Raw genomic sequence first — 12,264 nt, 5'->3', positions numbered from 1 at the left:
ACCTTCCCCGAGGGGAAGGGATGCCTTAGCTCCTCTGAATCACGACGCTTCTCGCAACAGCAGCCCTTCCCCTGGGGGAAGGTGCCGAGCGCGCAGTACAGCGCGGCTCGGATGGGGGGCCGCATAAAGCTACGCTCACGCACACTCGACATCCCCCACCTCGTGCGCATTCTCCCAACAACCTCAACACGCGGAGAATGACCATGCGCAACTTGCTGCTCTTCTGCATCGCCCTCGCCACCCTCGCCGCCTGCTCCCCCTCCGAGCCCAAGCCGGACCCGCAGCCCGCCGAGCAGGAGCCGGTGAAGGCCGACACGGCCAACGAGCAGGCCAACGAACAGGCCAACGAACAGGCCAACGAGACCATCACCGACCGCATGGCCAAGGAGCACGCCGGTGACGAGCCTACGGCGAGTGACGGGGCCAAGCAGGCGCCCGCCACCGAGGTCGTCGGCAAAGAGGTCGAGTACTTCTCGCGCGCCGGCGAGCCCATCACGGGCTACCTGGCCGAGCCCAAAGACGCCGCAGAAGACCTGCCCGCGATCATCGTCATCCACGAGTGGTGGGGACTCAACGACAATATCCGCGCGATGACCCGCCGGCTGGCCGGCGAGGGCTACCGGGCGCTGGCCGTCGACCTGTATAACGGCGAGACCGCCGACACGCCCGAGAAGGCGCGCCGGCTGATGAACAAGACGATGAACAACGACAAGGCCGCGCTCGTGAACCTGTCGGCGGCCAGACGCTGGATGGAAGACGAGTACAGCCCCAGCGCGATGGGCATCATCGGGTGGTGTTTCGGTGGAGGGTGGTCGCTGCGCGGCGCGCTCAACATGAAGGAGAACGTCGACGCGGTGGTCATGTACTACGGGGAGGTCAACACCGACGAGTCGCAGCTCGCCGACCTGAAGGCCCCGCTCCTGGGCATCTTCGGCGCCGAAGACCAGGGCATTCCGGTCGAGAACGTGCGCGAGTTCGACAAGACCCTCGAGAAGCTCGACAAGAATGCGACCATCCAGATCTTCGAGGACGCCGGCCACGCCTTCGCCAACCCGTCGGGCAAAAACTACGACAAAGAGGCCGCCCAGAAGGCCTGGGAGCTGACGACGGCGTTTTTCGACAAGCACCTCGAGTAACAGTGGAGGGGGGTTCGACCCCCGTCAGTTTTGCTCGGGGGGCAGACGCCCCCCCCTCCCTACCCCCCCTATTTCTGCTCGGGGACCAGAACTTTGGGGACCCCTACCCCCCTCATTTCTGCTCGGGGACCAGAACTCTGGGGACCCCTACCCCCCTCATTTCTGCTCGGGGACCGAAAATTTTTGAGGTCGACTCAAAAAAATTTTGCCCCCGGACCAGAAATTTTTGGGGTCGAACCCCAAAAATCGCGGTCTGGGGGCAGAAGTCACATGGCCCCATCCCCCCCTTGTTCTGCCCCAGTATCAGACATCGGCCCGGTCGACTCGCGTAGGGCGTGACCGGAAACCAGGTGCAATCACGGAGGACTTTCGTCTTTCGGTGCGAGTGCTTCCAGCTCTCGCTTACGAGGGCAAGATGCCCACGCACCGAACCTCTTTTCGGTGCGAGTGCTTCCAGCTCTCGCTGGCGAGGGCAAGATGCCCTCGCACCGAGCCTCTTTTCGGTGCGAGTGCTTCCAGCTCTCGCTTACGAGGGCAAGATGCCCACGCACCGAACCTCTTTTCGGTGCGAGTGCTTCCAGCTCTCGCTGGCGAGGGCAAGATGCCCTCGCACCGAACAAATAGGGCAAGATGCCCTCGCCCCCGTTACGCCCCCACGCGGCGTTTCATCTCGGCGATCGTATCGGCGTACGACTCGCTCTTGAAGATGCCGCTGCCCGACACCAATACGTTGGCGCCGGCCTCGTAAATCTCGGCGATATTGTCGACCTTGACCCCGCCGTCGACCTGAACGCGCATGTCGGTGCGCCCGTGGCGCTCCAAGAGCTCCTGCAGGTCGCGCAGCTTTCGCAAGGACTGCGGGATGAACGACTGGCCGCCGAAGCCCGGGTTGACGCTCATGATGAGCACCATGTCGAGGTCCTCGACGACGTACTCGACCACGTCGAGCGGCGTGCCCGGGTTGATGGCCAGCGAGGCCTTGCCGCCGGCTTCGTGGATCTGCTGGATCACACCGTGGGTGTGGGCGGTCGCCTCGGGGTGGAACGACAGGTAGTCGGCGCCCGCCTCGACGAATTTGGCGGCGTAGAAGTCGGGGTCCGAGATCATGACGTGGACGTCGAGCACCGCGTCGGGAAACTCGCCGCGCAGCGCTTTCACCACCGGCAGACCGATGGTGATATTGGGCACGAAGTGGCCGTCCATCACGTCGACGTGCAGCCAGTCGGCGCCGGCGTCGAGCACCGCCTGGCACTCTTCGGCGAGGCGGGTGAAGTTGGACGAGAGAATCGACGGGGCGATGAGTGGCTTCATGAGGGACTCGCTGGGTTGAACTTGGGTTTCACCACGGAGCACACGGGGACACGGAGACACGCTTTTTATTATTGCTTTTCCCCCGTGCCCCCGTGTGCTCCGTGGTGATTACATCTCTAGCAGCTCTTAGCTCTTCCGACGAAGACGCGCCGCAAAGAACGCGTCCGTGTCGTGCTCGAGCGGATCTAGCGTCAATTGGGCGTCTCCATCAACGTATTTTTTCCAGTCGACCTCGGCGCCGGGGCCGCTTTCGGGGGCGCCGGTGCGCTCGAAGTCGCCGTGGCGCTCGAGGAAACGCTCGACCTGCTTGGGGCCTTCTTCGGTGGTGAAGGTGCACACGCTGTAGGTGAGCGTGCCGCCCGGACGTACCAAGGTGGCGGCGACGTCGAGCAGCTCTGCTTGCAGCTTGGTGAGCGCGAAGATGTCCGACTCGCTTCGCCTCCAGCGGGTCTCGGGGTGGCGTCGGATGACGCCCAGGCCGCTGCACGGGGCGTCGATGAGCACCAGGTCGAAGGTCTCGTCGGTCTCCTGGGCGAAGTCTTGGAGGCTTGCGACCTGCGTGGTGAGCCGCTCGCGCATGCCGGCGCTGTCGGCGGCCGTGCACAACATGTCGATCTTGGTGTCGGCCGGGTCGACGGCCACGACCCCGCCGGTGGGGCCGACGAGTCGCGCCAGGTGCAGGGTCTTTCCGCCAAGGCCCGCGCAGCCGTCGAGGACCGCAAGGTCGGGCTCGGCGCCTGCGTACAGCCCGATGAGCTGGCTGCCCAGGTCTTGGACGCCCCACTTGCCGTCGGCGATGCCGGCGCGTACCGCGTCGCTCATCGAGGCCGCCCGCAGCGCGCCGGGCACGCCCTCGACGGGCTCGACGCCCTCGGGCAGCTCGACGTCGTCGGCGAGCAGGCGAAGGTATAGCGGCGGGCGGGTGTCGAAGGCCTCGGCGAGCTTTTCGGCGCGCTCCAGGCCCCAGTACTGCAGCATGCGGTTGGTCATCCAATTGGGCAGCGAGTAGCGCTCGCCCAGGTAGCGCGCGGGCTTGCGCTCGCGGCCCTTGTCGCTCCACCAACGCACTTGTTTCGACTGATTCGCCTGCTTCGCCTGGCCCCTTTTGCGCACGATGCTCCGCAGCACGCCGTTGACCAGGCCGGCGGCCGCCCTGCTCGGCCCGGCCTTGGTGATCTCGACCGCCTCGTCGACCGCGGCGTGCGCGGGGATGCGGTTCAAGAAGAGCAGCTGGTAGACCGCCACCCGAAGCGCCACGAGCACGGGCAGGTCGAGCCCGTCGATGCCCCGGCGCACGAAGTCGCCCAACACCTTGTCGAGGGAGCGCTGCCAGGTGAGCGTGCCGTAGACCAGCTCGGTGGCCAGCCCGCGGTCACGCGCGTCGAGGCCGCTTCGCTCCAGGGCGGCGTCGAGCGCGATGTGGCTGTAGGCGTCCTCACGCTCGATCGTCTCGAGCACTTCCTGGGCGAGTTGTCGGGGATTGAGTTCAGACAAAGCAATCGCCTTCGCTGATTTCGTAGCCACACAAAAAGTCGCGCACGCCCATCGCCTTGCGGCAGGGGGCCTGCACCTCCAGGCACTCGATGGCGCCTTCGCCGCAGGCGACGACCAGGCGCTCGTTCGAGACGTCGACGTCGAGCACCTCGCCCGGCTCGCCAGCCTTTTCGCCGAGCAGGTCCTCGACCGGGCGGGCGAGGTGGAATTTGATGCGGGTCTGCTCGCCGTCGTGCTCGTGGAAGGCGAACGCGCCCGGCCACGGGTTGAACCCGCGGATGTGGTTGGCGACCGCCGCGCTCGACTTCGTCCAGTCGATATGGCCGTCTTCCTTCGACAGCATGCACGCGTAGCTCGACTCGTCGTCATTCTGCGGGGTCGGCTCGAGCTCGCCCTGGGCGAGCTTGTCGAGGGCGCCCACGATGACCTCGCGGCCGAGCTCGGCCAGGCGGTCGTGCAGCTCCTGGGCGGTCATGTCGGCGGGAATATCGACCTCGTGCTTCTCGAGCATCGGGCCGGTGTCGAGCCCAACGTCCATCTGCATGATGGTCACGCCGGTCTTCTCTTCGCCGTGGACGATCGCCCAGTTGATGGGCGCCGCGCCGCGGTATTTGGGCAACAGCGAGGCGTGGATGTTGATGCAGCCGAGCCGGGGCACCTCGAGGATGCGCTCGGGCAAGATCTGGCCGTAGGCGGCCACGACGACCACGTCGGGGTTCCAGTCGACCAGCGTTTGATAGGCCTCGTCGTTCTTCTTGACGCGCTTGGGCTGGTAGACCGGAACGCCGGCCTCCTCGGCGACGACTTTGACCGGCGGGCGGCGCACCTTCTTGCCGCGTCCGCTCTTGCGGTCGGGCTGAGTGAACACGCCCACGACCTCGTGGTGGCTGTCGATGAGCGCCTCGAGGGCGGGCACGGCGAAGTCGGGCGTGCCCATGTAGACGACGCGAAGGGCTTGTTTCTGAGAATCGGCAGTCATTTGTCCTATCCGTGGGTCAAGAACGCACAAAGCGGGCGCTTTGTAACGCCCGCTTCGTCGCTCGTGCAAGTCTCGGATTCGCCGACGCTTATTGCGCCGCCTCGTCCTCGCCCTCTTTCTCGGCCTCTTCGGCGAGGCGAGCGCGAATCTTTTTGTACTCTTTGAGAGCCATGCGCCGCTTGAGGCGGCTCATGCGCTCGATGAACAGCACGCCGTCGAGGTGGTCGATCTCGTGCTGCAGGGCGACGGCCAGCAGGCCCTCACCTTCGATTTCGTACTCCTCGCCCTCGCGATCGAGCGCACGCACCTTGACCTTGGCAGCGCGGTCGACGTCGCCGTACAGTCCCGGAAAGCTCAGGCAGCCCTCTTCCCAGGTCAGCTTGCCCTCGCGCTCGACGATCTCGGGGTTGATGAGCACGAAGACCTCGCGCTCGTCGCTCTCGCGGTCGCTCACGTCGATGACGGTCACGCGCTTGGTCACGCCGACCTGCGGGGCGGCGAGGCCAACGCCGTTGGCGTGGTACATCGTCTCGATGAGGTCGTCGACGAACTGCTTCGTCTCCTCGTCGACCTCTTCGACGGGGGTACACTTGGTGGTGAGCACGTCTCGCGCTTCCGGGTAGAGAACGATCTCTCGGATAGCCATTGGTTTCCTCTTTAGGCATTTCAGGTCGTTACAGACCCACGGTTTATCCGTTTTACTTCAGGCTTTCAACAGTCGACCCTACTCCAAACTTCCGAGACGACCTCTGTGGTGCAGGAGGGTTCACCACGGAGAACACGGGGGCCACGAGGCCGGCTCATCGCCACGATGCCTGCGTCGAAAGAACTTGATGTAGCGCTGCTACCACTGCGTTCTTTCTCCTTGGCCTCCCGGCGATGCGCTCGACCTCAGTCGCACACAGCTTCCGTCTTTACACTTAGAAAGAAGCAGTCGCCGTGCCCTCTGTGCCCCCCCGTGGTGAATCCCCCTTACCGGCGCGTGGTGTGCTCGAGGTAGGCCTGGCGAAGCGTCGGGTCGCCCAGCACCGCCCAGGCGTCCTCGAGGGCGTCGCGGATCTCGCCGATCTCGTCTTCCATCCGGTGGGCGACCTCGAAGTCCATCTCGCGCGGGTCGAACCGGCGGTACAGGCGGTGGAACGCCTCGCGCACCACCGTGCCCTCGGCGCCGCGGCGGATCTCCAGAATGGCGTAGTAGTCCTCGTGGCGCACCGCCTTGAGCTTGCGCTCGACGGCCTCTTGGTCGACACGGGCCTGCTCGGACGGGCGTTCCTGACCGCGACGGGAGGGCGACGAGAAGATCGAGCTTCGGTCGAGGCGCCGGGGCTGGTCGAAGGGCTCGTCGTCGATCTCTTCGATGAAGTACTGCGGCATCTCGTTGGTCGACTTGAGGGGCTCGGGCGCCTGCTTGGCCGGCGTTTTGTCGCCCCAAAAGGACTTCGGGGCGTCGCGGGCCGGTGTCTTCTCGCGCCAAGGGCCGCCATTCGAGTCAGACGAGTCGCGCGGGGAGTCGGCTTGGCCGAACTCGACGCCGAGGCACTCTTCGAGGGCATCGACCAGGCGCTCGACGGGCGCGTTGGGCGACAACCAAGCGTCCACCTCGGCGTGCTCGGCCTCGCCTGGAGGCGGCGCGATGGCGATGACCGGAATCAACTGGCCCAACGGTCGCTCACGCACCGCCGCGATGAGCGTGGCGGCGCGCTTCGTCGACGCCGAGTCGATGACGACGAGCGCGTCGGGCGGGGTCGCCTCGAACTGGCGCAGCCCGGCGGCCGGCAGCCTGGCTGTGTCGAACTCGAAGTCGTCGCCCGCGCGACGCTCGAGCCGCTCACTCCAGGCGGCGGCCTGTCGACCGATGAGTAGGATTCGAATCATGGGTACTGCGGGTGATCGAGAAATCGAGGGTTCGAGAGATCGAGGAACGGCTCGCTCACGCGCGCTTCGAGCATACACTACGCGAGGAGACGACGAAATCATTTAGCCAGTCGTAGTCTCGCGGGCTCTCGGGGAGCTTCGCGACGTCGGGGTCGATCTGGGCCAACAGGCCGTCGACATGCTCCCTCAGCGCGTCGACCGCTGCCGGCTCGACGCCCGTCTGGAGTTCGCGCAACAACTCCTCGAGCCCACCCTCACCGTAGTCGCCGACCAACTCCCACACGTCGAATGCGGCGCGCCCGTCGACGAGCGCTCGGCCCGTCAGCGCGTTTCGGACCACGTCGAGCGCGTCGGCGGGCTCGGCGCCCTGCCCTCGCGTCTCGACGAGACGCGCCATCCAACCGGAGGCGACGTCGCGATAATGGTGCAGGATATTGCGCGTGATCGCCGCGTCGACGATGCGTCGCGCCGGAAAGGCGTCGTCGTGCAACACGGCGGGGCTGGCCAGAATTTCGAAGGCGAGCCCGCTCTGGTGGAGCATCATGCGCACGATCTTTTCGACCTCGAAGAGCGCGTAGGGCACCGGCGAAGCGATGCCATCGAGCTCGATGACGCCCTCGAAGGCGTCGTCCCAGGCGCGAATGCCCAAGACCACCTCGGCCGGCTGGACGATCACGCCACCCAAGCGCACGTGGCTGTCGAATCCGAAGAGCCGCGGCCCCGAATAGGTGCTCAAGAACTGCGCAGGCGGCCGTTGTTCGGCCGCCCACGTTGCCCAATCACCGCCGCGTTCGGGCGGTTTGGGAAGCGGCCTTTCGGCCGCCGCTGTCTCGTAAGAGAGCCCCATCTCAGGTACGCCGCTTGTAGACGTAGCCCTGTTTGTGCACCGAATACTCGTCGGGCAGCATGTGCTCGACGTCTTCGTGCTGGTCCTCGGGGATCTTCCAGTCGCTGTGATCGGCGAACGCCTCGGCCAGCTTCTGGACGATACGAATCGATTCTTCCTCCTGCAGACGCTCTCGCAGCGGCTCCTGGATGATCTCGTCGAAGCCGTGCTTGAGCAGCGCTTCGACGGTCAAAAACCGAATCGTCTCGTTGGGGTCGTCGAGAAAGCGCAGAAGCTCTTCGGAGAGCTCTTCGGACTTGAGATCGGCGGCGCGCAGCACCAACTCCTGCTTCTTCTCGGGGTTGCGCTTGTACTCGTTGCCGCAGGTGCCCAGAAGCTCTCGGACCAGCGCGACCATCTCTTTGTAGTCGAGCAGGTCGGTCAGGACCTTCATGGGCCAGTTGATCTTCTCGTCGCGCTCGTGCAGGTACTTGACGACGGTATTCTTGACGTCCAAGTCGGGGTCGGCCGACATGCTCACCAGCGTCTCGTAGACGTAGCGCTTCTCGTCGGCGTCCACGGTGGTGTTCGGCGCGTTGTCCTCGAAGCGCGCCAGGAGCGCCTCGACGGCGTCCACCGTGCCGACGTCACGCAGCGCCTGGATGGCGTATTTGCGCTCGGGCGGCTGCACGTACATGTTGGTCAGCGTCTTGCGCAGTTTTTTGATCTTGCGCTCTTCTGCTTTCTCTTTGTCGAATAGAAAGTCGAGAAATCCCATCTTTACTCCTCTGCCGGATCGTGGCGTAACGCGGACAACATAAGTAAGGCAGGTCGACTGGGCAAGTATCGACTTCGAGTGACATTCGCGACCATTCGCATTAGGCTGTCAACAGAAATGCCACCATAGCCTCAAAAAGCCGCACTAGATGTCCGAGAAGTACATCATACCGACCCCCGGCGACACCATCGCCGGAAAATACCACATCGAGGAAGAACTCGGTCGTGGTGCCTATGGCGTGGTGTTTCGGGCCCATCAAACCGGCATTTCGCGGCATGTGGCCCTCAAAACGCTGCTCCCCAAGGCGTTCTTGGAGACCGATATCGTCGAGCGTTTCGAGCGCGAGGCGCAATTCGTCGGCCGGCTCAACCACCCCAATATCGTGGGAGTCCACGACTACGGCCGCCACGAAAACCTCCTGTACATGGCGGTCGAGTACGTCGAAGGAGACACTCTCGACGAGATCATCGCCCGTGAGGGGGCCCTGGAGCCCGATCGGGTGCGCAAGCTCGTCTACCAGATGGTCGACGCGCTCGAGCACGCCCACGAACGCGGCATCGTCCACCGCGATCTCAAGCCCGCCAACATCGTCATCCTGCCCAAGCGCGACGCCGAGACCGGAGAGATGCGCGAGATCGTCAAGGTCTTGGACTTTGGCATCGCCAAATTGATCCAGACGGAGACCGAAGAGGAGAACTACGAGACGCTCACCCAGGCGGGCACGGTGCTGGGCACCCCGCACTACATGAGCCCGGAGACGATCGTGGGCGACGCGATCGACCATCGCGCCGACATCTACTCGCTGGGCGTGATCATGTACGAGATGCTCACCGGCGGGCGCCCCTTTGGCGCCAAGAACTCGCCGGGCGTCATGGTCAAGCACCTGCGCGACAAGCCGCCGGAGCTACCCGCCCACCTCGAGCGCAGTTGTTGGGGCGAGGCGGTGCGCGGCTGCATGGAAAAGAAGCCCGAAAAGCGCATCCAGTCCGCCCTGCGGGTGCGCGAGATCTTGGAGCGCCGCGACGAGTCGAAGCGCGCGGCGGTTCCCGAGGGCGCCACGGCCAAGGCCCAGGCGCAGCCGCGTCCGAGCACAGGGCGAAAGGGGCTGATCGCGGCGATCGTCATCGGCGTCCTCGCCGCCGTCGGCATCGCCGTCATGTTCCAACTGATCCCTGGCACGGGTGAACAGAGCGCCGACAAGGCGCGCGCGGCGGCCGACGAGACGCCCGAGACCGCCGACGAGCGAGCCGGGGGCCCCGACGAGGAGGCCCAGGCAGCCGCAGCTGCGTCCGAAGCCGACGCCGGCGAGACGATGGAATTCGAGGCCGACGCGGTCGCCGAGGCGATTGACGCAGACGATGACGACACGGTTCGGGACGAGCCCCCGAAGATCGCCGATCGCTCCGGATCTATCGGCACTGCCCGAAGGCCCGACCCGTCGGCGAAAGAGCGCGGCCAGCAAGAGAAACCCGACCCGAAAGGCGTCGAATCGCAGGGCGCGCGGGCGACGGCAGACAACGGCGAGCGCAAGGACCAGAAGGCTGACAAGGTGAGCTTGAAGATCGAGTCCACCCCGCCGGGAGCGCGCGTCCTCGTCGACGGCCGCCCCGCCGGCACGACTCCGGTCGACTACAAAGCAGACGAGAGCGACCAAACGCTCAACCTCGAGCTCAACCTCATTGGCTACCGCACCAAGTTCCAGAAGGTCGTGCCCGACAAAGACCAGACGGTCCGCGTCGAACTCGAGAAGGGACGCCTCAAGCTCATCCCCTAGCCCCACGACCCACGACCCACCACCGCGCCGCAGGCGCCAAGACCGCGCCTCAGGCGCCACGCCCCACCAATAACTTGCCCTTTGCCCATCTTCCGCGTATCAAGAAGGGCATGAAAAGCGCCGGTTTACATCTTGTCCGCCTGCTGCTCGTGTTCATCATTGGCAGTACAGGACTCCTCATGACACGAACGGCTTCCGCTCAAGATGGCGGGGCCACGGCGTCTGATTCAGACGCCATCGAAGCCGACCGGCACTACGGCGAAGCGGTGCGCCTTTTTGGGGAAGGTCGCTACCGAGAGGCCATCGAGGAGTTCAATCGGGCCATCGAATTGGCCGAAGAGCCGGTCTTTTTCTGCAATCGGGGGATTGCTCTCATCAAACTGAACGAGTGGAACGCAGCGCTGTCCGATCTGAAGACCTGCCGTACGACCTTCGAAGGGTCGCCGGCCGAGGTCGCCCAGATCGACGCGCAGTACAAGGGCTTGCGTGCCTTTGTGCGCGGGGTTCGCCCCCGCGCCATCGAGGTCGCACGCGATATTGCCGCGGGGGATATCTCGCCCAAAGTGGTCGAGGTCCCCACCCCTCAGAGTCCGTGGAATGTCGAACTCGCAGGGCATTTGAGCATGGGCACCGGAGCGGTGCTCTTGACGACAGCGGTCACTCTGGACTATTTGAGCGGGGATTTACGCGACGACTTCGTCGCCGAAAGCAAAGGCGGTACAGGCACTTCGCCCGAACGTTACCGCCAACTTCGCGATGAACTAGAGACGCGACAGAACGTCTTCACCGCCCTGACCATCTCGGGCGCAGCCCTTGCGGTCACCGGTGCATCGGTTTTGGCGTACACCTGGTTCTTTGATGACAGTCCTGCCGAGAGCAGTAGTACGGCCGGGTCGGTGTCTGTAGCGCCGACGGAATCAGGGGCCGCTTTACAACTGCATCTAGAATTTTGATAATTCTAGAAATTAACTCACGAACTTAATTGTACTTACACTATCTACGCGGTTCGCTATGCTTGCTAGAATAGTGCGAGAATATACGGGGGTTGTGGCACGTGCGGTCAGCTTGGTCGCCATCGTCCTGATGTGGACGGTGTTCGGCACGGGCGCCGAGGTGTCACAAGTCGAGGCACAACAAGGGCCCAGCGGCTCCATCGCCGGTTCGCTGCGCTTGGCGGCCTCCGGCTTCGGGCCGGTGCCGACCAACACGATCTTGCCGCCCGACACCCTCGAGCGTATCGCCAAGCGCATCCGCCAGGAGCGCTGGAGCCTGCCACCCGACGCCAAAGAGTGGCCGTTCGAGGCGGGCACGCCCGTCGTCAAGACCACCCGCGTCGACGAGCTTTGGCACACCGTCGAGCCCGGCCAGACGCTTCGCCGGCTGCGGCTGATGTACAAGGTCAGCAACTACCAGTTGCGCAAGCTCAACCCCGACATCAACCTGCGCGATCTCGATGCGGGCCAGCGCATCCTCGTGTGGAAGCGCAACCCCGAAAAGATCGCCAAGAGCTACGGCGCGGCCCACTGGGGTCGGCTCTACAACGCCGAGCCGCTTCCGGACGACGAAAAGTACGTCATCCTTTACCCACACCGCACCTTCGGAACGTACTACACCGTCAGCGAAGTCAAGCGGGTGCTCGACAACTACTACGAAAAGTATCCCGACGCCCACAAACTGATGGTCGGTGATATCAGCTTCCGGCGCGGCCGGAGCATGCACCCGCACAAGTCGCACCGTTCGGGGCGTGACATCGACATCAGCTACCCGCGCCACGAGCCGCCGCCCAACTACCGGCGCTTCCACTACGTGCGCCGCAGCAATTTGGACGTCAAAAAGACGCTGTCGCTGATGAAAGATCTACTCGATGGCGGCTACGTCGAGTACGTCTTCATGGACCGCTGGTTCCAGAAGCTGCTTCGCGAGGAAGCCCTCGCCCAGGGCGCCACGCAAGAATGGGTCGAAAAGGTCTTCCAGTACCCCGACTACAGCGGCGGCACCGCCATCATCCGCCACTCCCCGGGCCACCGAAACCACTTCCACGTGCGCTTTACGTGCCAGCCGACCGACCGTCGGTGTGAGTAGGACGTGAGT

The 12,264-nt window shown here is 64.5% G+C and carries 11 protein-coding genes; 4 read left to right on the top strand and 7 right to left on the bottom strand.

Features of this window, described 5'->3' with window-relative positions:
• Positions 1-203: 203 nt before the first annotated feature.
• Complete coding sequence (locus FIV42_RS24245; protein WP_141200194.1) at positions 204-1,136, top strand: dienelactone hydrolase family protein; 933 nt, start codon at positions 204-206, stop codon at positions 1,134-1,136.
• A 645-nt stretch (positions 1,137-1,781) separates the two neighbouring features.
• Here the strand turns inward: FIV42_RS24245 and rpe are convergent.
• The 7 genes from rpe to FIV42_RS24210 form a co-directional block, all read right to left on the bottom strand.
• The gene (gene rpe, locus FIV42_RS24240; protein ID WP_141200193.1) at positions 1,782-2,447 is read right to left on the bottom strand and encodes a ribulose-phosphate 3-epimerase; all 666 of its coding nucleotides are present in this window, start codon (positions 2,445-2,447) and stop codon (positions 1,782-1,784) included.
• Between the two features lie 126 nt (positions 2,448-2,573).
• Positions 2,574-3,941 carry a 16S rRNA (cytosine(967)-C(5))-methyltransferase RsmB gene (gene rsmB / locus FIV42_RS24235; RefSeq protein ID WP_168210913.1) on the bottom strand — a complete coding sequence of 456 codons (1,368 nt, stop codon included), beginning with the start codon at positions 3,939-3,941 and terminating at the stop codon, positions 2,574-2,576.
• Positions 3,934-4,920: a methionyl-tRNA formyltransferase gene (fmt, locus tag FIV42_RS24230; protein WP_141200191.1), complete on the bottom strand. Its 987-nt coding sequence runs from the start codon at positions 4,918-4,920 to the stop codon at positions 3,934-3,936. Before fmt ends, rsmB begins: the two co-directional genes overlap by 8 nt.
• An 88-nt stretch (positions 4,921-5,008) precedes the next feature.
• Complete coding sequence (def, locus tag FIV42_RS24225) at positions 5,009-5,566, bottom strand: peptide deformylase (protein ID WP_141200190.1); 558 nt, start codon at positions 5,564-5,566, stop codon at positions 5,009-5,011.
• Positions 5,567-5,892: 326 nt separating this feature from the next.
• Positions 5,893-6,795, bottom strand: coding sequence for a J domain-containing protein (locus FIV42_RS24220; RefSeq protein WP_141200189.1), 903 nt, complete (start codon positions 6,793-6,795; stop codon positions 5,893-5,895).
• Positions 6,796-6,850: 55 nt separating this feature from the next.
• Complete coding sequence (locus FIV42_RS24215) at positions 6,851-7,642, bottom strand: DNA polymerase beta superfamily protein (protein ID WP_141200188.1); 792 nt, start codon at positions 7,640-7,642, stop codon at positions 6,851-6,853.
• Position 7,643: 1 nt separating this feature from the next.
• Complete coding sequence (locus FIV42_RS24210) at positions 7,644-8,399, bottom strand: HEAT repeat domain-containing protein (protein WP_141200187.1); 756 nt, start codon at positions 8,397-8,399, stop codon at positions 7,644-7,646.
• Positions 8,400-8,547: 148 nt separating this feature from the next.
• Here FIV42_RS24210 and FIV42_RS24205 point away from each other — a divergent pair, with 148 nt between their 5' ends.
• The 3 genes from FIV42_RS24205 (at position 8,548) to FIV42_RS24195 (ending at position 12,255) form a co-directional block, all read left to right on the top strand.
• Positions 8,548-10,173: a serine/threonine protein kinase gene (locus FIV42_RS24205; protein WP_141200186.1), complete on the top strand. Its 1,626-nt coding sequence runs from the start codon at positions 8,548-8,550 to the stop codon at positions 10,171-10,173.
• A 110-nt stretch (positions 10,174-10,283) separates the two neighbouring features.
• Positions 10,284-11,126 (top strand): tetratricopeptide repeat protein, encoded by an 843-nt coding sequence (locus FIV42_RS24200; protein WP_141200185.1) that lies wholly within the window; start codon positions 10,284-10,286, stop codon positions 11,124-11,126.
• Positions 11,127-11,220: 94 nt separating this feature from the next.
• On the top strand, positions 11,221-12,255 hold the full coding sequence (locus FIV42_RS24195; RefSeq protein WP_168210912.1) for a penicillin-insensitive murein endopeptidase: 1,035 nt from the start codon (positions 11,221-11,223) through the stop codon (positions 12,253-12,255).
• The last annotated feature ends 9 nt before the right edge of the window (positions 12,256-12,264 follow it).

It is taken from the genome of Persicimonas caeni (assembly GCF_006517175.1).
GTDB lineage: Bacteria > Myxococcota_A > Bradymonadia > Bradymonadales > Bradymonadaceae > Persicimonas > Persicimonas caeni.
Note: the sequence above shows the minus strand (reverse complement) of the source record. Positions and strands in the feature narration are given on the sequence as shown.

Bases quoted from the DNA above. Each gene is read 5' to 3' on its own strand.
- FIV42_RS24245 (WP_141200194.1), top strand. From the start codon at position 204: ATGCGCAACTTGCTGCTCTTCTGCATCGCCCTCGCCACCCTCGCCGCC.
- rpe (WP_141200193.1), bottom strand. From the start codon at position 2,447: ATGAAGCCACTCATCGCCCCGTCGATTCTCTCGTCCAACTTCACCCGC.
- fmt (WP_141200191.1), bottom strand. From the start codon at position 4,920: ATGACTGCCGATTCTCAGAAACAAGCCCTTCGCGTCGTCTACATGGGC.
- def (WP_141200190.1), bottom strand. From the start codon at position 5,566: ATGGCTATCCGAGAGATCGTTCTCTACCCGGAAGCGCGAGACGTGCTC.
- FIV42_RS24220 (WP_141200189.1), bottom strand. From the start codon at position 6,795: ATGATTCGAATCCTACTCATCGGTCGACAGGCCGCCGCCTGGAGTGAG.
- FIV42_RS24215 (WP_141200188.1), bottom strand. From the start codon at position 7,642: ATGGGGCTCTCTTACGAGACAGCGGCGGCCGAAAGGCCGCTTCCCAAA.
- FIV42_RS24210 (WP_141200187.1), bottom strand. From the start codon at position 8,399: ATGGGATTTCTCGACTTTCTATTCGACAAAGAGAAAGCAGAAGAGCGC.
- FIV42_RS24205 (WP_141200186.1), top strand. From the start codon at position 8,548: ATGTCCGAGAAGTACATCATACCGACCCCCGGCGACACCATCGCCGGA.
- FIV42_RS24200 (WP_141200185.1), top strand. From the start codon at position 10,284: ATGAAAAGCGCCGGTTTACATCTTGTCCGCCTGCTGCTCGTGTTCATC.